The sequence below is a fragment of the Flavobacterium sp. HJJ genome (genome assembly GCF_015351475.1).
GTDB classification, from domain to species: domain Bacteria; phylum Bacteroidota; class Bacteroidia; order Flavobacteriales; family Flavobacteriaceae; genus Flavobacterium; species Flavobacterium marginilacus.
Genome location: NZ_JADKPR010000004.1, coordinates 146,951 through 170,225, shown reverse-complemented (window position 1 = coordinate 170,225; position 23,275 = coordinate 146,951). Strand labels below are relative to the sequence as shown.

15 protein-coding genes are annotated in these 23,275 nt (G+C 34.9%); 6 read left to right on the top strand and 9 right to left on the bottom strand.

Going from position 1 to position 23,275, the window contains the following annotated elements:
* Positions 1-61 precede the first annotated feature (61 nt).
* Positions 62-1,708, top strand: a complete 1,647-nt coding sequence (locus IRZ80_RS05160; protein WP_194640490.1) for a DUF6377 domain-containing protein — start codon at positions 62-64, stop codon at positions 1,706-1,708.
* A gap of 324 nt (positions 1,709-2,032) precedes the next feature.
* Positions 2,033-4,150, top strand: a complete 2,118-nt coding sequence (locus IRZ80_RS05155) for a glycoside hydrolase family 97 protein (RefSeq protein ID WP_194640489.1) — start codon at positions 2,033-2,035, stop codon at positions 4,148-4,150.
* A 74-nt stretch (positions 4,151-4,224) separates the two neighbouring features.
* On the opposite strand, the gene IRZ80_RS05150 is transcribed toward IRZ80_RS05155, so the two are convergent.
* The 4 genes from IRZ80_RS05150 to IRZ80_RS05135 all read right to left on the bottom strand — a co-directional run bounded on the left by IRZ80_RS05150 (position 4,225) and on the right by IRZ80_RS05135 (position 11,571).
* A complete protein-coding gene (locus tag IRZ80_RS05150) occupies positions 4,225-5,574 on the bottom strand; it encodes a DUF5689 domain-containing protein (protein WP_194640488.1) in 1,350 nt (449 codons plus the stop codon).
* An 18-nt stretch (positions 5,575-5,592) separates the two neighbouring features.
* Positions 5,593-8,430 carry a TonB-dependent receptor gene (locus tag IRZ80_RS05145; protein WP_194640487.1) on the bottom strand — a complete coding sequence of 946 codons (2,838 nt, stop codon included), beginning with the start codon at positions 8,428-8,430 and terminating at the stop codon, positions 5,593-5,595.
* 207 nt (positions 8,431-8,637) lie between these two features.
* Positions 8,638-9,852, bottom strand: a complete 1,215-nt coding sequence (locus tag IRZ80_RS05140; RefSeq protein WP_228520810.1) for an MFS transporter — start codon at positions 9,850-9,852, stop codon at positions 8,638-8,640.
* 357 nt (positions 9,853-10,209) lie between these two features.
* Positions 10,210-11,571 carry a hydroxymethylglutaryl-CoA synthase family protein gene (locus tag IRZ80_RS05135; RefSeq protein ID WP_194640486.1) on the bottom strand — a complete coding sequence of 454 codons (1,362 nt, stop codon included), beginning with the start codon at positions 11,569-11,571 and terminating at the stop codon, positions 10,210-10,212.
* 431 nt (positions 11,572-12,002) lie between these two features.
* Here IRZ80_RS05135 and IRZ80_RS05130 point away from each other — a divergent pair, with 431 nt between their 5' ends.
* The 4 genes from IRZ80_RS05130 to IRZ80_RS05115 all read left to right on the top strand — a co-directional run bounded on the left by IRZ80_RS05130 (position 12,003) and on the right by IRZ80_RS05115 (position 16,565).
* Positions 12,003-12,671 carry a succinate dehydrogenase cytochrome b subunit gene (locus IRZ80_RS05130; RefSeq protein WP_194640485.1) on the top strand — a complete coding sequence of 223 codons (669 nt, stop codon included), beginning with the start codon at positions 12,003-12,005 and terminating at the stop codon, positions 12,669-12,671.
* A 12-nt stretch (positions 12,672-12,683) separates the two neighbouring features.
* Positions 12,684-14,693: a fumarate reductase/succinate dehydrogenase flavoprotein subunit gene (locus IRZ80_RS05125; RefSeq protein ID WP_194640484.1), complete on the top strand. Its 2,010-nt coding sequence runs from the start codon at positions 12,684-12,686 to the stop codon at positions 14,691-14,693.
* Positions 14,694-14,700: 7 nt separating this feature from the next.
* Positions 14,701-15,462, top strand: coding sequence for a succinate dehydrogenase/fumarate reductase iron-sulfur subunit (locus IRZ80_RS05120; protein ID WP_115813277.1), 762 nt, complete (start codon positions 14,701-14,703; stop codon positions 15,460-15,462).
* Positions 15,463-15,650: 188 nt separating this feature from the next.
* Positions 15,651-16,565: a helix-turn-helix domain-containing protein gene (locus IRZ80_RS05115; RefSeq protein ID WP_194640483.1), complete on the top strand. Its 915-nt coding sequence runs from the start codon at positions 15,651-15,653 to the stop codon at positions 16,563-16,565.
* 147 nt (positions 16,566-16,712) lie between these two features.
* Here the strand turns inward: IRZ80_RS05115 and IRZ80_RS05110 are convergent, their stop codons facing one another.
* From IRZ80_RS05110 to IRZ80_RS05090, 5 genes are all read right to left on the bottom strand, one after another.
* Positions 16,713-17,342 (bottom strand): response regulator, encoded by a 630-nt coding sequence (locus IRZ80_RS05110; RefSeq protein ID WP_194640482.1) that lies wholly within the window; start codon positions 17,340-17,342, stop codon positions 16,713-16,715.
* Entirely contained in the window at positions 17,339-19,240 is a 1,902-nt protein-coding gene (locus IRZ80_RS05105) for a histidine kinase (protein ID WP_194640481.1), read from the bottom strand. Before IRZ80_RS05105 ends, IRZ80_RS05110 begins: the two co-directional genes overlap by 4 nt.
* A 97-nt stretch (positions 19,241-19,337) precedes the next feature.
* Entirely contained in the window at positions 19,338-21,194 is a 1,857-nt protein-coding gene (locus tag IRZ80_RS05100) for a thiol-activated cytolysin family protein (RefSeq protein WP_194640480.1), read from the bottom strand.
* A gap of 15 nt (positions 21,195-21,209) precedes the next feature.
* Positions 21,210-22,037: a hypothetical protein gene (locus tag IRZ80_RS05095; RefSeq protein ID WP_194640479.1), complete on the bottom strand. Its 828-nt coding sequence runs from the start codon at positions 22,035-22,037 to the stop codon at positions 21,210-21,212.
* Positions 22,038-22,088: 51 nt separating this feature from the next.
* Positions 22,089-23,234, bottom strand: coding sequence for a hypothetical protein (locus IRZ80_RS05090; protein WP_194640478.1), 1,146 nt, complete (start codon positions 23,232-23,234; stop codon positions 22,089-22,091).
* Positions 23,235-23,275: the final 41 nt, after the last annotated feature.

The window sequence follows — 23,275 nt, the reverse complement described above, 5'->3', positions numbered from 1 at the left end:
ATTCAAGGCGGTTTTTCATTTCAATTTTTAATTATTTTTACAGGAAACAAATCTGCGTTCAATGAATAAATTTTTACTGTTTGCTGCCATTTTGTTACTGCCCTACTATTCATTGGCACAAAAAAAACCAGATGACTTATTGTCTGAAATAGATCAGACAATTGAAAATAATTCCTTTTACACTCAAAAAAAAGAACGTGAGATTTCCCAGCTCAAATCACTTTTAAAAAACACCCATACTCCTATTTCTGAATATGAGGTTACCCAAAAACTGTACAATAGATATAATTCATATCAGTCTGATTCTGCTTTAGTATATGCCAGAAAGAATCTCAAAATAGCTGAAAAACTAAATGAAACTGAAAAACTGAATCAAGCCAAATTAAATCTCATAACAATAATGGGAACTTTAGGCATGTACAAAGAAGGTATCGACGCTTTGAATTCTCTTAAAACAGTTTCTATTGCAAACTTAAAAGGTTCTCTTTTTAGTGTGAGCAGAATGATTTATGGACAAATGGCTGACAATGCTTCTTCTAAACAAGAAAAAGAAAAGTACCAGCTGCTTTCCAAAAAATATCGGGATTCCTGTGTGAATTTTTATCCTGTCAATTCCATTTCATACATTATCGCAAAGGCAGATTGGTATCTTGACAATAAAAAACAAGATGAAGCTCTTGATTTATTACTTCCTCTTTTTCCAAAAATTCATCAGGATGACCCTAACCGAGCAATTATAGCCTATGTTATTTCCCAAGCTTACAAGCAAAAAAAGAATAGAGATAAAGAAAAAAAATGGCTCGGTATTTCGGCTTTATCAGACTTACAGCTGTCCAAAAAAGAGTATATTTCTCTTCGTTCGTTAGCTTTTTTACTATATGAAGATGGCGATATCGATCGGGCTTATACGTATATCAAACGTTCAATGGATGACGCAGTTCTGTGCAACGCACGCTTAAGAACTTATGAAATATCAAAAATGCTGCCCATCATCAGTGAATCCTATCAGCAGCAAAATGAAACTAATAGATTCCAATTGATTATCTTTTTAATTAGTGCCAGTTTCTTAGTACTGATTTTATTAGCTCTTTTGCTTTTGTTTTTTAAGCAGATGAAAAAATTAGCAGCCGCAAAAAAAGAGCTGAGTTTGGCAAATGATAAACTTTCTGAATTGAATTCCGAGCTAAATACTTTTAATGAAAAATTAAATTTTTCAAACAATACTTTATCTGAAGCCAATTTTTTAAAAGAAATTTATATTGGCCGTTATATGGACCAAAGTTCAGATTATTTAGGAAAACTGGATGAGTATCAGCGAAAACTAAATGTATTGGCAACGACCGGAAAAATAAACGATCTTGTAAATACGGTGAAGTCAAAAGAATATATCGAAAATGAATTAAAAGAATTTTATACCAATTTTGACAAAACTTTTTTACAGTTATTTCCAGATTTTATCAATGCTTTTAATGCGCTGTTACTTCCCAGCGAAGCTATTCTGCCAAAAGAAGGCGAACAGCTCAATACTGAACTGCGGATTTTTGCACTCATCCGTCTGGGTATAAAAGACAGTGCTAAAATTGCTGTTTTCCTTCGCTACTCGATTTCGACTATATACAATTACCGCTCCCAGCTCAAAAACAAATCTGCCGGTCCCAGAGATGAATTTGAAGAAAGAGTAATGCAGATTGGAAAAACTGAGGAATAAAACCTTTCATTTTTTAAATTTATTGAACACAGTTTTACTTGTTTTTGGAATTCTAAGCTATTCCTGTACCACTTTTTTTTAAAACTAAATAAATTCAACTTATTGATTTTTAGTAATTTATTTTGTATTTTTAAAAAACCAATCTACTTTTTATAAAAATCAAAATTTTCAGGACTTCAAAGCGTATACTTTTACTTTTTCGAAAACGATTTTTTTTTGAATATCAAAATACGGCATCTTTGGTCAATTTGATCAAGACTAATGATTTAAAAATAATCGATTTTGAAAAACTTAGATTTGAAATAATAACCAAATTTTATTTATATGAAACAGTTAGTCTATACCGCTTTATTTTATTTTTTGGCTTTGCAGTATGCCAATTCACAGCAGCTGAAATCTCCCAATGGTAATTTTATTATGGAGTTTGCATTACAAAATGACGGAACTCCAAGTTATAGTTTAAGCTACAAAAACAAAACAATCATAAAGCCGAGTAAATTGGGGCTTGAACTAAAAAATGATAAAAAGTCATTACTCAATGATTTTACAGTAATAGATCATAAAACTTCAACTTTTGATGAAACCTGGAAACCGGTCTGGGGAGAAACGGAGTCGATCCGCAATCAGTATAACGAACTGGCACTTACATTAAATCAGAAAGAAACCGATAGACAAATAATCATCCGTTTTCGGCTGTTTAATGACGGTCTTGGTTTCCGCTATGAATTCCCGGCACAAAAGAACTTAGTTTATTTTGTTATAAAAGAAGAAAGAAGCCAATTTGCCATGACAGGCGATCATACTGCTTTTTGGATTCCAGGAGATTATGACACTCAGGAATACGATTATACCACTTCAAAATTATCTGAAATAAGAGGATTGACCGAAAAAGCAAAAACCGCCAACTTATCACAGACATCCTTTTCATCAACTGGAGTGCAAACCTCTCTTATGCTGAAAACAAATGAAGGGATTTACATTAATCTGCACGAAGCCGCATTGATTAATTATTCCTGTATGCACTTGAATCTTGATGATAAAAACATGGTATTTGAATCATGGCTGACTCCAGATGAAAAGGGTGCCAAAGGATATATTCAGGCACCTTCACATTCTCCTTGGCGAACCATCATTGTAAGCGATGATGCCAGAGAAATTTTAGCTTCCAAAATGACTTTAAACTTGAATGATCCCTGCAAAATAGAAGATACTTCATGGATTAAACCTGTAAAATATGTAGGTGTATGGTGGGAAATGATTACAGGAAAAAGCTCATGGTCCTACACTGACGAATTCCCATCAGTACAGCTTGGCGTTACCGATTTTTCAAAAGCAAAACCAAACAGCACGCATGGCGCTAACAATGCCAACGTAAAAAAATATATTGATTTTGCTGCTGCAAATGGTTTTGATGCCGTATTAGTCGAAGGATGGAACCAAGGCTGGGAAGACTGGTTTGGCTATTACAAAGACTTCGTTTTTGATTTTGTGACACCTTACCCAGATTTTGATGTGAAAGGACTTCATGAATATGCAAAATCTAAAGGCGTAAAAATAATTATGCACCATGAAACATCTGGATCAGTTCGCAATTATGAACGCCATATGGACAAAGCATACCAGTTCATGAAAGATAATGGATATGATGCTGTAAAAAGCGGTTATGTAGGCGACATCATATCTAATGGCAATAATCATTACAACCAATTTATGATTAATCATTATCAATATGCGATAGAAAAAGCGGCCGATTATAAAATTATGCTCAATGCACACGAAGCAGTCCGGCCAACAGGTATCTGCAGAACCTATCCAAATCTAATCGGTAATGAGGCGGCGAGAGGAACAGAATACCAAGCTTTTGGAGGTTCAAAACCCAATCACGTGACATTATTACCTTTCACCCGATTGATTGGCGGACCAATGGATTATACTCCCGGAATTTTCGAAATGGATTTAAGTAAATTCAGTCCAAACAATAAATCGCATGTAAACAGCACTATTGCAAATCAATTAGCACTGTACGTTACGCTTTACAGTCCTTTGCAGATGGCGGCCGATTTCCCTGAACATTACAATAAGTTCCCGGATGCTTTCCAATTTATCAAAGACGTAGCAGTAGACTGGAGCGAAAGCAATTATCTGGAAGCTGAACCAGGACAATACATCACTGTTGCCCGAAAAGCAAAAGGAACAAATAATTGGTTTGTCGGGAATGTAAACGGATATGAACCGAGGACTTCGAACATTAATTTTTCTTTTTTGGATAAAGGAAAAAAATATACCGCTACTATTTATGCTGATGCAAAAGATGCTGATTACAAAACAAATCCGCAGGCTTACATCATTCGAAAAATAGAAGTGACCAATAAATCTAAGCTTTCTCAACTGAGCACCGCAGGAGGCGGTTATGCGATTAGCATTATTGAAAATAAAAAGTAATTTTCTTTTTGAACCATTAAGGAATTAAGGTTTTAATTCTTAATGTACCCTTAATTCCTTAATGGTTAATTTAATTATTTTTCTCCAAAAATCTTGACATCATCGACCATAAAAGCACCGTTTAAAGTTTTGTCTTTGCCAGAACCAATATATTTAAATGCGATGTGAATATTTCCTGTATAAGAAGACAGATCAATACCGCCGGAACTAATAAATGTGCGGGATGGTGTTGATAAGGACGGTACTTTGGCAGTTAATTTTGTCCATTTTGCCTTGGTTATACTGGAACCGTCAAAATTGGCTGACACATACACTTCTAATGTGTTGAGAGGAGAATCGATTTTCAAATCATGCTGTGCGCTTCGAAAAGACAATACAGACTTTTTATAATCTTTCAAATTAATTTTTGGGGAAACCAGCCAGGCAATATTTTCTGCTGCGGTAGTACTTGTCGTATTGAACTCGGCATAGCCATTACCACTATAGACTATGCTTTTCCATAATTTGGTGGCTTTTTCGACAACATTGCTCCAGCCAGGCAACGCAAAATTTACATTATTTTTAACGGATTGAAAATCTTCAGCAAAGAAGGGAATACTTCTATTTCCGTTCATTACAATATCTTTTTCAGACCTTACCATTAATTGATAATCGGTGCCGAATTTTGTCAAAACTCCACGGATTGTACCGCTTCCTTCTGGTACTAAATGATCTGAAAAATCGGCATAACCGCTTGTTCTGAAAATAATCTGACTTCCTGTTTTGTCCCGCAGATTCCAGTTTGTTGCTCCGCCAACATCATTGGTTTCTTCATAATAATGCCGTCCCAGCGCCGATTCGGTAAACTCCACATCTTTCAATTCGATTAATGTATTAATCTTGGCATCATCTAAAGCCTCTTCAACACTAACCAGCTTGACCAATTGGCTTTCATCAATCATTGTACAGGAAGCATTCAGTACTTTTTTATAATCGTTTTGAGAAATTCGGCCAACACCGCCTTCGTTATAGCTATTAACAAAAATATCCCCAATGCGCAGACCGCCATAATAAATATCGGTATATTGTTTTTTCATTTTGATATAAACTTTATTGCCCAATCTAAAATCAATATAGCTATTCGAGGCATCAACAGGAACACTAAAACCCGTCGCTGGTGCTTTGGCTGTTGCCAAAGTCTGAAACGAAATAGTCTTAAAAAAATTCCCTTCCTCATCACTGGAAACCACATAGGCTTCAATAATATCATCATATTTGTATTGTGTCACTATGGAACTTGTAACAGCGCGGACTTCTTCAACAGTACGGTTTACATTTAGGTCAGGCTGATTACAGGCTAATTTTGGCACATCAAATTCTTCTTTGGTACAACCATTTAAAATCATTACAATTCCTAAAAAAACAGTGCAGCATTTTAAATTCATATTCATTAATTTTTATATTTATAAATTGATGTACAGGTTTACAAAATAGGTTCTTCCATAACCATAAAAATATTTGTTACCAAAATTGGGAGTCCCGCTGGAAACATCCTGATTGAGCTGTCTGAAATTGGCATTTCTCGCTTGTTCATATCCTCCCGTTTTATATTTCAAATCGAGAACGTTATTCAGCGTTGCAAAAAGCCCGACGTTCTTTCCTTTTATTTTCCAAGATTTTCCGCCAGAAATGTTCAACAAATTAATAGGATCAAATTTTTCCTGTGTCAATAATTCACGAGCTCTTTCTTCTGAAGCTTCAGGGAAATTCAAACCGCTCGCCGGATTTTTATAAAATGTATCGGTTCTGGAAATAGGAGAAACATCTATAAAACACTCGGCCAGATAATTGATATTGGCACCAATCCACCAATATTTTGGATCGCGGTATTCGATCCCTAATGAAACGGCCTGCTGTGGCATTCCTGCCTGATGGTAATTTTTTAATGCAGAAGTTCCAAAATTGAATACTGGGTTTGGATTTTCTTCAGTGGCTTGGGCGTCATTGGTTATAGTGACATTGGGATTGCTAGCATAAGTATATTGCCCATACGCCACCGAAAAATTAGTCATCAGTGTCGGACTTAATTGATATTGAAAACTGAACTCGGCACCCAAATTCCTTTTGTCCAAATGTGTTAAAGTCTGGCTTACAAAAGCATCAGTGCTGGCATATCCTGCTCCGTCATCAAAAATTCCTTCGGCATAAAAGAACGAAGTTTGTGTGATGTTTTTTATTTTGGTATAAAAAAGAGTGAGGCGTGTTTGCCATTTTGGGGTACGATAAAAATAACTCGCATCCAGACTGCTTATGTTTTCATTCTCCAATCCAGCAACAACCGAATTATTCAAACGAGAATTCGGAAAAGCATTCCTAATTGTCGGTGCATTCGAAAGATAGGCTCCGTTAAAATTCACCTGTTGTCTGCCCGAAATTTTGAAAAGAATTCCACCTTTGAAGCCAAAATTCTCCAATTGCACTTTCTCACTTTTGCCAAAAGAATTCGTTGGATAAATTCCGTTTTGATACAAACCTTCCCGTTGATAATTGGTACTTACAAAATTTTGTGCCAAATAAAAATCGACTTTGTCGTAGGTGAATTTAAAATTGGTAAACAGATTTAAAGAATTCGCCACATAATTAAAATTGTAGCCGTAGGTGTCCCCCTCCACAACTTGTCTGTCGGGATGGTTCAAATCCGACTGCGCTTGATCTCCATTATAAAAAACATCAATATCTTCAAAATACAAACCTCCCAATAAATCTGTTAATTGCTGGTAATTATGAGATTTTAAATGGCTGTAAAAACCACCCGCCGTCAAAAAAAGATTATCATTTATCTGTGTATTGAAAGAGGAAGTTGCCGTCATAGTTTGGTCGTCAGTATGATCTTCATACAAAACATAATTGCTTTTTGCGGGTTTATAGGCAGTTATATTTCCGTTTCCATCCAAAACCGGCGACTGATTGGCATAATACAAAGCATTCCAATCGATTTGATTATTGGTCAAAAACTGCTCTTTGCTTTTCTCAGCTTCCTCATAATCAGGAGTAAATGCTCCCGAAAATTCACCATCATCCGAAGCATACATTGAAGAGTAATAGCTTGGCATTTTTTTGTAATAAGTTGGATCCGGACTAATGGCGTTTTGATAGTCAATATTACTGTTTGTGATTTTTCCAAATTGATACGTCAAACTTGAATTTAGCGTTGAATATTCATCGATGGTAAAAAAATGATTCAGCATCAAGATCGGTTCTTCGATGGTTTTTATTCTGGCATTTCGTTTTTTCCCGTCCTGCATCCCCCAATAAGAATTGTACTTTTCGCTTGTCAATTCGGTAACTTCGGCGGTATTTGGCGAATTTTTGGCTCGGGAATTGGGTGTGTAAAATCCGGAGAAATTTAAAGAATGCTGATCGTTTATTTTCTTTTCGACACTAATAAAACCAGCAATAGCATTATAATTCGTCCCTTCAAAATAACCTTCTTCAGCCCAGCGGGTACCTGCAGAAACTACAAATGCCCATCCTTTTGCATTCATTCCCGAGGCATACATTCCGACCATCCGCCAATCATAATTGGTATTGGTTCCCGAGAAGGAAAGCACCGTTCCTTTTCTGTAAATAGAAGCTCGGGTATTAATCTGCTGGGTTCCCAAAATTCCACCAAAAACATAGTCCGAAGGGAAAGAACCAATTGTGAATTCCTGATTCCGAACGGCATTATTCAGTCCGCTCCAATCACCCCATTGCGGACGGCCGTCGTACAATTTGTTCATTGTAACGCCATTAATGGTTGTGGTAGCATATTGACTGTCCAATCCTCGAATTCTAAATCGAGCCTGACCCCAATTGAACGCTGACGCCTGCTGAAAAGCATCTCTGGAAGACTGCAAAAGTCCCGAAGTACTTTCGGAACCGCTGTTGTCATCACTCAAATCGGTTTCGAGAAGCGTGATTAAGCCCGTCTGCTGTTCGACCATTTGACTGTCTTCCATCGGAATAACTCCCAAGTCAAGCATTTGATCTTTTGTAATCACAATAGAAAGCAGCAGATCCTTAAAACCCTGACTATGTAAAAGCACTAATTGATTTCCCGACAAAACATTATAAAAACTAAAAATGCCATCACTCGAAGTGAGTTGTATCAACTGAGTATTTGCAACAGTAACTACTACATTTTCTAATGGCTTCTGAGTTTTAGAATCTATTATTTTCCCTTTAACACCTGTTGGTTTTTGAGCAAAAACAAAAGTTATTTTCCATAAAAAAAGCATTCCTAACAAAAATTTCTTCATACCTATTTTGTAAACAAATGGAATGCACTGCGACAAAACACAAACAAACCCAGAGATTAAATTTGTTCAAAAAGGATAAAAAATGTTTTGGAAAAATAAAATGGTATTTTGAATATCAACCAAATAGAAATAGCTCCCGATTAACTTCGGGAACAAACATAAGAAAAAAACTATTTAAAAAAAGAAGCAAAAACTTATTTTTTGTGATTATTCACTAATCACTTTTATGCGTCCTACCATGAAAGCGATAAGAAAACCGAAGATTCCAATAAACGCGAAAGAAAAACGCAGACTTGAAAGTTCGGCTATATGGCCTATAACGGGCGGCCCCATCAAAAAGCCTAAGAAACTCACACTTGAAACAGTAGTCAGAGCTTCACCAGTTGGTATTGTCGGGTGTTTTCCTGCGATACTGTACAAAGTAGGAACTACGGTAGAAACTCCCAATCCGATAACCATAAAAGCAAGCATTGATGGAATTATATATGGAAAAGCCACTGCAGTAAAGAAACCAGATGAAATCATGATTCCGCTAATCTGCATTACTTTTTTTCGCCCATATTTATTGATTAATTTGTCCCCAAAAAAACGCCCGCTGGCCATCATAATCATAAACGAAGTATATCCCAAGATTATTAAAGCGCCAGGTGCTTTGACAATATCTTTAAAGAATACGCCACTCCAATCAAACATAATTCCTTCGCTGGCCATACTGCAAAATCCTATAACTCCAAGTAAAATCAAGGTCTTATCTGGTTTACGGAATCCTTTTTTCTTCTCCGCCTTAACCGTTTCCTTGGCTTTTATCAAGAGTTTGAAATTGAGACCAATTAACAAAAAAGCTGTAAAAGCAACGATTAAAAAATGAGTATACGTACTAAGCTGTAACGCTAACATCCCCAAACCTACCAGCGCACCGGTAAATCCAGCTAAACTCCACATTCCGTGAAAAGAGGACATAATGGTTCTTTTAAAAAGACCTTCGGTATAAATGCCCTGAGTGTTTACAGAGATATTAGTCAGGTTACCAAAGATTCCGAAAGTATACAATGCAAGTGCCAATTGCCATGCATTTTGTGCCAATCCCAAATTGGTTAAACTTACTGCATACATTGAAATAGCAAAAGGTAAAATCCGATGACTGCCGAAACGGGTCACTAATTTTCCCGAAAAATACATCATCGTTAACTGCCCGACTGGCAACGCAAAAAGAATAGTACCTAATTGCCCGTCACTTAAATGCAAAGTTGATTTAATAGTTGGAATACGGCTTGCCCAAGTCGCAAAACACAAACCCATAGCAAAATAAAACATAGAAACCGCCATACGAATCCTAAGCAGATAGGATGCTTTGACATCTCGATAGTTTTTTTTGTATTTTCCTTTGGCTTTATACCACCCTATAAAATTAAAATATTGCAAAGTCGTCGCTCTTTAAAATGAAATACAAAGGTACTAAATGAATTTGTTTAAATCCGTAGCTAACAATTACTAGCTGCATTATAACGTTATTGTTTATAATTTTGATCCCGATTATTTTTTTTGAAGCAGAAAGATTAGGCATTTTTAGCAGGTATTGGTCCCGCTTTCCGTGCCGAACCCCGGCACATAATGATTTCTACTACAATCGAGGAAATTTTGCTTTTTTGCTGTCATTAGAAAAACGTTAAACAAGACGTAAGACCTAACAGGTTCTTAAAACTTGTTAGATCTCAAAAAATAAAATGCCACAAAAGAATAATTCCATTGTGGCATTTTGTTTTTTTAAAGATAAAAAAATTAATCAATCCATTTGTAATAACGAGCTCCAATTAAATTTGGAATTTCGCTTTCTATTCGGTCAAGAATCCATTCGTTTTTTGGAGTTTGAATACTTTGCTTTTGTTCTTTTTTGTGTAATTTTTCATAAGTTTCAAAATCAATTTCAAAACTTTTTTCCAGCGTTTCAAAAAGGTTGACATTCGTTAAGGCCGATTTCCACTCAGACTGAATAGTTCCTTCAAAAACTTTCGATTTGGAACCGCTTCCGTAAGCCAGAAAACCGAATTTTTCATCTGTTATTTCTTTTTTGGTATCATAAAAATGAGCCAGAGTAGAAAGCAGTCCCATGAAAATAGAACCAGTATAAAGGTTTCCAATTAATGAAGAAGCCAGTTCCGCAGGCTGTAATTTCTCTGAAACAAAAGTTTTGTAATCATCCGATTTACTGATTTCCTTCAGTTTATTTTGGTATTCAGAAGCATTTTCATTACCAGATAAAATTGGCGCTGCTGCATCGAGAGCATAAATTTCAGATAACATTCTGCGTCCTTGAAAAGCATATGGCAAATGCATCACAATACTTTTCCAGGAATTATAAACAGTATCAGTAGTATTTTTTAATTTCTTGAAAGAGAAGTAAGCTTCTCTGGTACGGTCCATATAGCATTGGTTCGAATATTGGCCGTCAAAAACGGGCTGATCCTTGTGGATTTCGATTTCGCTTTCCAGATTATCAAACCAAGATTCGTTGTTTGTATTTCCTGTAATTTCCTTTTTCGAAATAGTTCTGTACGGTTTAAAAAAATCAAAAACACCTTTCGTGCTTACTCCCCAGTGATTTTCAAAAGTGATAATTCTCGGATTTGAAGAAATCAGCATAGCAGCTGCGCCAGCACCTTGTGTGTATTCTCCAGTAGAATTTAAATCGTATTTGGCAAAGTCTGTTGTAACAACAATTGCTTTTTTGGTCGGATTGAGATGAACAAAATCAAGACAGTTCTGCATGGCGTCAACACCGCCAATGCAGGCGAAAGTAAAATCGACAACATCACATTCAGACAAAGTATTTTCTCCAAACTTCTGCTCTATCAGTGAAATTAAGTAGGAGCCTATTGGTTTTGAACTGTCAATGCCGCTTTCGGTTCCGACATATATCCGGGCAATTTCGTCTAGCTTGATGTTATTATCCAGAATTAGTTTGGTCAAAGCATTGGCACCAAAAACCACAGTGTCCTGATGCGTATCAGGCAATGTCATCTTCAATAACCCTAAGCCTTTCTCGAGTTTTTCAGGTTCTATATTTCTAGCTGTGGCTAATGTTTTTATAGGTAAATGCAATTTGGCAACATCAAATGCAATAGCGTCAATTCCAGTTTTCATGTGTAAAATTTAAAAGCGGTAAAGTTAAAATTGCTTTTGGGGAAATACAATTTTTTAGAGGCTATAAAATATGTGTTTTACAATTTTTAGTGAATAAGCTGTAAATACTGTTTTGTATTATAGGATTGTCAGTTTTTAAGCCTTTTCTTCGTCAAATATAATTCGGAGTATGATTTTAGTATTTAATTTTTATGTGACAGCTGATTTTTGTCATTTAATTTCAGAAACAATATTTTTTTAGATATGTAATCGATTACAATTTGTTATAAAAATATCAAAACTACGTATTTTTATAAGTATTTATTACGTATTTTTTACGTACTTTAAAATGATTATAAATTGCGAAGTAAAATTGCATATTTGGTTGTTATTCTTTCCTAATTACCCTAAATTTGTTCGACTTTTTAAAAAAATATAATATTTATAACATTATGGCAAAATCTGCAATATTGAAGTCGTCAATAGCTAAAAAAGTGGCTATGGCGCTTTCAGGACTTTTTCTGATTTCGTTTCTATCGCTTCATTTCTTCATTAATTTCGTATCTGTTTTTAGTGAGAGTTCATTCAATGCGATGTCACATTTCATGGGTTACAACCCGTTAATTCAATTTGTTATGCAGCCTGTTCTGGTTGCGGGAGTAGTTTTTCACTTCGTTATGGGATTCGTCCTGGAATTGAAAAACAGAAAAGCAAGACCAGTTGCTTACGTTAAGTATGATGGTGCTGCAAATGCTTCATGGGCATCTAGAAACATGATTATCTCTGGATTGGTTGTCTTGGCATTTTTAGGATTGCACATGTACGATTTCTGGTTTCATGAAATGCTTTATAAATATGTTGAAGTCAATTCAATTGATGAAACAAGATATTACCATGAATTAGTTGCTAAATTTGAAAGCCCGGTTCGTACAGGATTGTATGTTGTTGCTTTTGTTTTATTAGCGTTACACCTTTGGCATGGTTTCACTTCCTCATTACAATCTGTAGGATTCGATAATAAAATTGGGAAGTCATTGCATAAAATCTGTTATGCATTTGCAATCATAGTTCCTTTTGGATTTATTTTCATTGCATTATTTCATCATTTTATAAATAATTAATATCAATCTATAATGAAGTTAGATTCTAAAATACCAGAAGGTCACATTTCACAAAAATGGACTGATTATAAAGACCATTTAAGGTTAGTTGCTCCAAATAACCGACCAAAAATAGATATTATCGTAGTAGGAACTGGATTGGCTGGAGCTTCTGCAGCAGCATCTTTTGCCGAAATGGGTTATAATGTAAAAGCATTCTGCTATCAGGATTCTCCACGTCGTGCGCACTCAATCGCTGCACAAGGAGGTATCAATGCTGCAAAAAATTACCAAAATGATGGAGACAGTACTTTCCGTTTGTTTTACGATACAATTAAAGGAGGGGATTACAGAGCACGTGAAGCAAACGTTCACCGTTTAGCTGAAGTTTCTGGAAACATCATCGACCAGTGTGTGGCTCAGGGAGTTCCTTTTGCCCGTGATTACGGCGGAATGTTAGACAACCGTTCTTTTGGAGGTACGCAGGTACAGCGTACTTTTTATGCTGCAGGACAAACTGGACAACAGTTATTATTAGGAGCTTATTCTTCTTTATCAAGACAGATCGGTTTAGGAAAAGTCGATATGTACAACCGCCACGAAATGCTGGAATTGGTAAAAGTGAATGGAAAAGCCCGCGGAATCATTGCCCGTAACTTGATTACTGGAGAAATCGAAAGACATTCTGCTCATGCTGTAATTATTGCAACTGGTGGATACGGAAACGTTTATTTCCTTTCTACAAATGCAATGGGATCGAATGTAACTGCAGGATGGAAAATCCACAAACAAGGAGCTTTGTTCGCAAACCCATGTTATGTACAGATTCACCCAACTTGTATTCCAGTTCACGGAACGAACCAATCTAAATTAACTCTGATGTCTGAGTCGTTAAGAAACTCTGGACGTATTTGGGTTCCAAAGAAAAAAGAAGATGCAGAAGCGATTCGTGCGGGTAAATTGAAGCCAACACAGATTGCCGAAGAAGATAGAGATTATTATTTAGAAAGAAAATATCCGGCATTTGGAAACTTAGTTCCTCGTGACGTTGCTTCAAGAGCAGGAAAAGAAGTTTGTGATGAAGGCCGCGGAATCGAAGCTAACGATACTAACGAAGGGGTTTACTTGGATTTTGCTACAGAGGTTCAATCTAAAGGAAGACAAACAGCTTACGCTAAAGGAAATCACAATCCTACTCAAGAAGAGATTCTTACTTTAGGAAAAAAATGGTTGGAGGAAAAATATGGTAACTTGTTTACTATGTACCAAAAAATCACCGATGAGAATCCTTATGAAACTCCAATGAAAATTTATCCAGCCGTTCACTACACAATGGGTGGTGTTTGGGTTGATTATAACTTACAATCAACTATTCCAGGCTGTTTCGTTGCAGGAGAGGCTAACTTCTCTGATCACGGAGCTAACCGTTTGGGAGCTTCGGCTTTAATGCAGGGATTGGCTGATGGATATTTCGTATTGCCTTATACTGTTTCTGATTATTTAGCTGACGATATCCGTACTGGAAAAATCTCTACAGATTTACCAGAATTCGTGGAAGCAGAGAAAAATGTAAAAGATCAAATCAATAAATTCTTGGCCAATAATGGAACTAAATCAGTGGATCATTTCCACAAACGTTTAGGAAACATTATGTGGAATAAAGTTGGAATGGGCCGTAATGAAAAAGGTTTAACAGAAGCTATTGAAGAAATTGCAGCTTTGAAAGAAGAATTCTTCAAAGAAGTTTACGTTCCAGGAAGCTCTGATGAATTGAACCCAGAATTGGAAAAAGCACTTCGTGTTGCCGATTTTATAGAATTGGGACAATTAATGGCTATGGATGCTTTACAGCGTAAAGAATCTTGCGGAGGACACTTCCGTGAAGAATATCAGGATGCTGAAGGAGAAACGCTTCGTGATGACGAAAATTTCAAATTTGTGGGAGCTTGGGAATACAAAGGCTACGACATCAAAAATGAAGAACTTCACAAAGAAGAATTGAATTACGAGTTTATCAAAATCGCAGCTAGAAATTACAAATAATAGGATCATGAGCGCAGCAAAAAATATAAATATAACCCTTCAGATTTGGCGTCAAAAGAACTCCAAAGAGAAAGGAAAAATGGAATCATATAAATTGAATGATGTTTCTACGGCAAGTTCGTTTTTGGAAATGTTAGATCAATTAAATGAGCAGTTAGTAAACGAAAGAAAAGAACCAGTAGCATTTGACCACGATTGCCGTGAGGGAATCTGCGGAATGTGTTCTTTGTACATCAACGGACGTGCGCACGGACCAGATACAGGAATTACTACTTGCCAGTTACACATGAGAATGTTCAACGACGGTGATACAATCGTTATAGAGCCTTGGCGTTCAGCAGCATTTCCAGTAATTAAAGATTTAATTGTTGACAGAACATCTTTCGACAGAATCCAGCAAGCGGGAGGTTTCGTTTCTGTAAATACTTCTGGAAATACTATTGATGCAAATGCAACTCCAGTTCCTAAAGATGATGCTGATAAAGCTTTTGAAGCAGCAGCTTGTATCGGTTGTGGTGCTTGTGTGGCTACTTGTAAAAATGGTTCTGCAATGTTATTCGTTGGTGCAAAAGTTTCTCAATATGCTTTGTTACCACAAGGTAGAGTAGAAGCAACAGCCCGTGTTTTAAACATGGTACGCCAGATGGATGAAGAAGGTTTTGGTAACTGTACAAACACTGGAGCTTGTGAGGTTGAATGTCCAAAAGGAATTTCTTTGGAAAATATCGCCCGTATGAACAGAGAATATCTTTCTGCAAGTTTGAAATAATAATCTGCTTTGTCATTCTGATGAAGTAAGAATCTAAAACGTCCCCAGAAATTGGGACGTTTTTTTGTTTGAAAATCTTTATAGAATCTTTTTTTCTCAAAATAAGGAAAATGACGTAAAGATGACATAATCAGATTTCATTAATTACAACAGATTTGAATTAATTTTGGAGGATTATTAATTGATTTATGGAAAACCAGAATTTAGCACAAGGAGTAAAAGAATTAAGAAAAAGAGAAGCTTTATCGCAGGATGAATTAGCCAGAAAAGCAGGATTATCATTGCGTACAGTTCAGAGGGTTGAAAATGGGGAAACGATCCCAACAGCTGAAACACTTAAAAGATTGGCTTCTGTTTTGGGTGTTGCACCAAATGAATTAATCGAATTTGAATCTGAAAAAGAAGTGCCTAAAATTGTTTTAAAAACTAAACATGAATATGTGCATTTTTTTGAAGACAAATTGGTTTTTAGTAAAACTCCAGATATTAATTTAGTAGCGGATTATAGCAAATCGGTAACCTATGTTTTTAGAACACTAATGGTATTTTTAATATCAATTCCTTTATTTACTGCGATGGGTATTTATTTTTATACTATATCAAATATTCCAATGGCCATTTACGGAACTACATTCGCTTTCATGTTCTTAACAGCAGCGTTAAATATTATGTTATTTAGCTCGGGATCACCAGTTGTTAGTTTTGCCAATATTACCAGCATAAAAGTGAATAGTAAAATGTCTCAAAATATTTTATCTATTTCTTTTATGGAATCGGGAAGAATTAAGCAAAGAGGAATGATTCTAGAAAAAGATCAAGTACAACCTATGATGGATGTCTTATTGACATGGAATATATTTGATAAAAAAGATATGGAAATGAATAAAAAACCACAAATACTCAAAGTGATTTTTTTCTGTTTATATATTCTAACGTCTAGTCTATTTGTGTTTTATAATCCAAAACAGCTTTATTTAACAACATATTTGCAGTCAGGATTATTACTTGTTATTTGTTTTATTTTGATTGGAAAAATGTTACGGAATTCTGTTTTTTTAAATCGTGATACGATAGCGATAGCAAACAGTCCCATTGATCGATGAAAAAAGGCTTTGCAAAAGTTAGTAAATGATGTATATAATCTGTCTGAATCTGTCATATCTGTATAATCCGTGGCTAATTTTTTAGTATGAAAACCGCCTTAATTCAATACTCACTAATTTAGCAAAATCTGAGAAATGGGCACTTTGTTATATCAAGCCTTTCTCAAAAGCGACTCGAACTAGACCAGCAGTGTTTTTTACTCCCAATTTTTGAATCAAATTACTTCGATGGGACTCCACTGTTTTAGCACTTACGAATAGTTTTGTTGCCATTTCTTCTGTCGTGTATTCTTGGATAATGAGATTTAAAATTTCTTTTTCTCTTGCGGTTAGTTTTGGGATAAAATAGCTAGAGGTTTCTAAACCTATCGAATCATTTAATAATATCTCACTTATTCTCTTAGGGAGGTATCTTTTGCCTTCCATTACTTCTTTAATGGCTTCTATCATTTCTGTTTTACTAGTGTTTTTCAGCAAATAACCAGAAGCACCATTTTTTAAAATCTGTTTGATAAACAAACTGTCTTCAAAATTTGTGAGGGCTATAATTTTTAGATTTGGATGTTTCTTCAATAACTCTTTGCAGGCATTGATTCCATTTCCATCAGGAAGGTTTATATCCAAAAGTAAAACAGCAATTGAAGCATCCAGATGCTCAAAGGTATCTTTTAGGTTTTCAAAAGATTGTACAATTTCGACTTCTTTATTAGATTTCAGCATTGTTTTGATGCCTTCGATTACAATTGTGTGGTCGTCTGTGATGGCTACTGGGATCATTTCGTTTTGTTTAAGTCGATGGAAAGCGTGTAGGAAGTTCCTGAATCGGAGCTGTTACTGTCTAATTGTGCATTCAAAAAGGCAACTCTGGTTTTGATGTTTTTATGACCTATTCCTTCAGTAATTGCATTTTTGTCAAAACCAATACCATTATCTTCAACGGTAATAAAAAGTTCCTCTTCTCTGTAATTGAATTGGATCATCGCTTCAGTGGCTTTAGAATGCTTGAGCATATTGGTTACCATTTCTTGAATGATACGATAAATAACAGTCTCATTTTTTTTGGCGAGAGCGATATAATTGCCAAAATATTGAAAATCAATTTTGATTTTTTTGGAACTATTAATCTTGAAACAATACTCTTTTATGGTTTCAATTAGTCCGTATTCCAGAATTGAAGCAGGCATTAAATCATGTGAAATATTCCGAACTTGCGCACAAGATTCGTCAATCATATCAATGACTTTGTTCAAATTATCGGCATCTATTGGGCTTAGTCCAGCTTCTTCTAATGTGGATAATCGGTATTTTATTGCAGATAAATCGCCATTGAGTCCATCGTGAAGTTCTTGAGCAATACGGCGTCGCTCTTTTTCTTCCCCGTCCATCAGGGCTTCGAGTGTATTGATTTCTTGTTGTTGTTGTAAGGCGAGTATTTCTTTGTTTTTGATGTTCTGTCTTTGTTTAAAGAAATACCAAATACCAATAGAAATGACAACCAATGCTATAAAAGCGATAAAATACAGTTGTTTTTCTTTGTTACTTTTGATTAAATCCAACTCTTGCTGTTTGAGCATTATTTGTTGTTCTGCAATTGATTTGTCTTTTTTTTCACTTTCAAATTTGGTTTGGAGTAAAGTAGTTTCTTTTACATGGTTTTGAGAGAAAACAGTATCCATAAGTATATAACTCTCTTCTAAATAATTATAAGCTTTTTGGGGTTGATGCAGTTTATTATGAATATCAGAAAGACGTTTCAAGGATTTATATTCTAATTCACCAGAACCTATTTTCTTGGAGAGTTCTAAGGATTGATTGGCCAACTCCAATGCTCTAGTATAGTTTTTTTGTTTTAAATATACATCACTTACAATGTATATCAAATCTGCTTTTCTTATAATATCGACCGATGAATCAGCTAATTTGAAAGCTTTTTCATAATATGGAATTGCTTTTGTGTAGTCTTTCTTTAATCTATAATATTCTCCAAAATTACGATAGACATAAAACCATAATTCATTGTTTTGTTCTTTGAGGGCAATAGTTTCTGCTTTCTTGAAATAATCAAAACTTTCGACAAAATTTTTATATTTAATATGACCAAGGCCAATATCTCCATACAGTAAAGCTAATTGCACTGCATTTGTTTTTGGAACAAATTGCTCTGCTTTTTTTAAATAAAAAAATTCCAATTCCTTGTTTTTGAATTGAGTATATATTGCTGAAAGATTTTGATAGCTCTGGCTGATTATACTGCTATCTTTTGTTTTTTCAAATATTTTAATAGAGGCTAAATAATTTTTGACAGCCCTAGAATAATCTCCTTTATATTGATGCATATTGGCTAAGTTGGCATATCCTTTTGCTTCTCCTATAAGAATTTTTGTTTTTTTACAATAGTTGATGCATTTGTTGTAATAGTATTGTGCGGAGTCATATTTTCCGATATTACTGTACACTATTCCACTGTATAATAGGGATTTGTAAGCTCCATCACTGTAGTTGGATTTCAAACTTAATTGATGACTTTTGGTATACAATCGCAATGCTTTTTGAGGTTGGTTTTGCTCAAAAGAATACGCTTCATCCATTATTTTTTGGATGGTTAAGCTGTCTTTTTGAGCTATGGCACAGAAAGAAAACAGATAGATGATGATGAAAAAATAATGCCTTTGCATTTGATATTTTTTTTCTAAAGTTATTAATAAATATAGTTGCAAATTGCTAGCAAAAGTAATTTGCAGCTATTTTAAATTTGAAGTAGCAAATCAAAAATTATTTTGCAGTGACCTCAATTGACCAATAGGTTTTAATATGCGAACTATTTTTATCTCCGTTTTCGAAAAAATTCAATTCAAAAAAGGAGTCATCACCTATTTTTAACTTTTTGGTTTCATTTGGTAGTAATGCATTTATTTGGTTGGCATAAGCACTAAGATTAATTTCTCTTGGTCCTCCATTACATTCTTTACAAACATATTTCGGATTCATCAGGTCTTTGTCATATAACTGTCCTTCTATGAAAATGCTACTTGCTAATAAATCGCCATTGGTACAATTAGAAAGCAAAACCTTTGATGAATTTATTTTAGTATCCGTTCCATTATATGCAGATGTTACTCCTTTTGCTGAATTGGTGTCATAGGTTTCTCCTTTTCTTTCCCAAAATGTATAATTCGTAATTTTTGTTATTCCATTTGTTTTGAAAGAATCTAATTTTAAATTTCCGTATAAATCTTCGGTATTGTCATTGTCAACTACTTTTTTTGCATTTAATTTTTCCAAAATAAGCTTTACTTCATAAAGTCTGTTGGCTAAACTGATTCCGCAATTTGTTGTGGCATAACTCAAATCCGTATTAATCCATACTGGTGTATGGTCTTTTACAAAACATAGTGTATAGCTCAAAGGAGCTCCAATATTTGTTTTGCTAAATTTAAGGTCAAGTTTACTTTTCAAATTATTTAGTACGTCTTCCAGTTTTTGACCTAAATCAATAGGTGCTCCACCATATTGAAAGGTTTTTACAGTTGTTGACCCTGAACTTAAAATACTTTCGGTACTACTTTTTGTTTCATTTGATGTCCCAACATTCACACTTCCAGATACAGGAATTCCTGTTACAGAGGCACCTAATTCTGATTTGGTTGATACTTTATCCATAACTGCATTCAAAATACTTTCTTTAGAATAATCAGAAGTTACAACAATGTAAAATTCCTGGCCGTAGTCCACACTTTTTATATAAACCAAATCTTCTTCTAATTCTGCTGGATTTACACCAGGAAATACACTAATATCGCCTGAATCGATATAAGATACAGATGAAGAATAAAATACTTGTTTTATTTTAATAATCACGCTGTTTTTTTCAAGTGTAGAAGAATTATTTTGGGTTGTAGTATTTTGAACCGAAACGGTATTAGAGGCACTTACGGATACAGGAATATTCGGTAATGGAACTTGCAATTTTGCACCAACATCCACACTCGAAGCCGTATTTAGCAAACTGTTTAATTGTTTACTGGATTCTATTAATGAAATCTCTGTGACGACATTGGCAGGAGTGACCCCATTAATGTACTTAGCCAACATATTTTTCCATTTGTTACTGATAGTTCCATAATCAAATTGGCTTATAGTTTCACTAGCATTACTTTCAATTATATTGGGATCAAAGATGTCAGTATTCAAGTTCATTGCACTCCTTCTTGTAAAACGTGTGTATGGAGTTGGAGCCAAATTTTTTAGTGTGCTAAATCGATATATAGCACCCGGATAAATAGACTGAGAATAGCCGGTAGGAGGGAAAAACAATCCTATTTCTTGCTGTGATGATTTGTAATTTACTGGTAAAGCACTGCAATTTCCGTTTATTAATTTTGCTGTGAATACCTGTTTTTTTTCTTCTGGAAATTTAGCAAAGTTGGACAAATCAACTACTTCAGTGGCGTTATTAGATAAACTAATTGATTTGTTAATAAGCGGTTTGGTTAATTTGGATTTATTGAGTTGGTTTTTCTTAAAGATTAAATATTTTTGATTTTTTGGAGATATTGGCTGTGCTATACAAATAGGTATTCCAATTATTACAAATAAAATTGTGATTGTGAGTTGGTTTAAATTTTTCATAATGTTTTTTTTAAATTAATTTACGCGTTGGTATATTTTTGTGCTTCCTCCTTTGAGCAGGAATCTGTTTTCGTCTGCCAGGAAAGGAATGCTTGTTTCCTCATTGGTATTTAGGTCATAAAAAATCACATTCTTACCTTCTGTATACCATCCTTCTTTGGTTACATTACCAGTGCCTCTGCTTTCTATAGTGGCATCGCTTGAGCCTCCGGCACTACTTCCTGTCCAAGATAGACATTCGCCATTGGGCTTGAATTGTATAAAGTAATCCGTTGCTAATGAAGTATAATTACTGCCATAACCGCCACTGCTTAGCACCTCGGTATAGCGCCAAGTACCAATAAGCCGTCTGTCTTTTGTTTTTGAATTAATTGTAGCACTCGGTTTAGAATTTGAAATTGGTGCATTTTCTATCGTAGTTAAACTGCTTTGCTTGGTTAAAATAAGAGCAATAACTTGATTGTTTAATTCTGGGAAAGTGATGGAAAAATGAAGCACACTATCTTTTAATACTGCCGAAAAATCATAATGAATGTTTTTGCTTTTGTCCTTCAGTTTTCCTTTCATAGTATTGCGATCACTTATGGCAATCATTTCATTTTTTACACCATCCATATAAAAAAACCCTCGCACAACATTTTGATTTTCTGTCATTTCTGCCGAGATAGCTGCGTTTTCATAGGAGGCTGCATAGTTTCCTGTAAATAAACCGCTGGCTGCCATTGTTTTTTTGGTTTGGGTCAATGGTTTGGATTTCTTGTTTTGCGAATTGGTTTCATTACAAGCCGATAAAAACAAGAATACAATACAAAGAAAAAAGGGTTGTATAGTTGTAGTTTTCATAAGTTACTTTTATTAATTTACAGCTAGAAGAGGATGTTTTTCCTTATGTTTTTAATTCACTACAAAAACATCAAAGGCTTCAGGATTAGTTCCAGGCAGGATTGTTGGGGTGTTATTCAGAAAATATTTGTTTTTACCTGTAATATGTACATCGCCATTTTTAGAAATGGCCATAGCAGGATTGAAGATATTGCCATCAGCATCAGATGTTAAAACAGTTTCTTGACTGTTTTTCCAGTATTTCAACACTGACCTTCCATTTGTGCCAGGATTTCTTTCGATACCAATAATGTGGACATCATCCCCTATAACTTCCATGTCAAGGGGTGAGGAAGAAGTGATTCCTGAGGTTAAATTTGTTTTTAAACCATTTTTCCAAAACCCAATTTTGCTGTTTTCATTATTAACAGCTAAATGCGCTGTGGCAAAAATGGTATTTGTTCTAGTTACTATTTTTCCTCGTCCAATACTAAAATCATTATGTATTCCAGATTCAAGAGTAGTAATGGTTCCGTTTTTCCAAACTTTTAGAGTATAGGTGTTTTCAGCGGTCAATTCGCGAAACAGAATGGCAACATCGGTTCCATTTACATCAATTCCATTGGCAAAAGCTCTTAGATTAGGATTTGAGACAGTGGTTGCGGCTCCATTTTTCCAATATTTTACCACGTTTTTAGCTCCATTATTTTCAGAGCCTGTAATATGAACATCACCATTGATGACTACCATATCACTAACAAAGTTGTTACTTAGCCCATTAGTAAGTATAGTCTCTACTCCGTTTTTCCAATATCTGAAAGAATTACCGATTCTGCCTAAGATATAAACATCACCGTTTTCGACTATTAAATCTTCGGCAATGGCATTTTGTGCCACAACACTTGAGATTCCGTTTTTCCACAATATAATAGCATTTGTTTCGTCAAAGTTTCCGTTTATGGCATAAACATCATTTCCGCTTACAGCTATTTTAAAGCCCGTAGTATTGATGTTTGTATCTGAGGGCAAGATTGTTGGGACTCCATTTTTCCAGATGGTTGGAATGGCTTTGTTGGCACTATTTCGAGTAATGCCTACGATGTAAACATCTGTTGCTTTTGAATTTGAAGGAGTAGAATCGTCATCACTTGAGCAGGAGATTAGTATAAAAGGGAAAGCTATTAGAATAAAGAAGATTGTTTTAAATTTTGTTTTCATTGTGTACATTTTTTTGTTGATACTGTTTTGAAAAAAGAGAA